This window comes from Microbacterium sp. FG3 (assembly GCF_057809335.1).
This window is the reverse complement of record NZ_JBMDJT010000084.1, coordinates 1-364: the sequence shown is the minus strand read 5'-3', so window position 1 is coordinate 364 and position 364 is coordinate 1. Positions and strand designations below refer to the sequence as shown.

Here is a 364-nt window from a genome sequence, read left to right as displayed (position 1 = left end):
TGCTGGGGTAGCGAGAATCCAAGGGATGGCTAGGAAGAACTACACGGACGAGTTCCGGCAGCGGGCAGTGGACTTGTACGAGTCCACGCCGGGTGCGACGTTGAAGGGCATTGCGGCTGACCTCGGGATCTCCCGCGGCGCGTTGCGGGAGTGGGTCGAGAAGCACGGCTCGGGGGCCACGACCGCCGGCACGACGTCGATGCCGGCGCCGGGTCGGGCTGAGTCCCAGGCGGCGAAGGTCCTCCGGTTGGAGGCCGAGAAAGCGAGGCTGGAAGCGGAAAAGCTGAAGCTCGAGACGGAGCGGGACATGGCGGATTCAACCGGTGGTCGCAACGAGTTCCGTGAACTTCTCCGATGGTGTCAG

At 65.7% G+C, this 364-nt stretch carries 1 protein-coding gene; it reads left to right on the top strand.

What is annotated here, in order from left to right; translation table 11 throughout:
- Positions 1-25: 25 nt before the first annotated feature.
- On the top strand, positions 26-364 hold a 339-nt coding region (locus ACODR5_RS13560; protein WP_488983917.1), incomplete at its 3' end, for a transposase.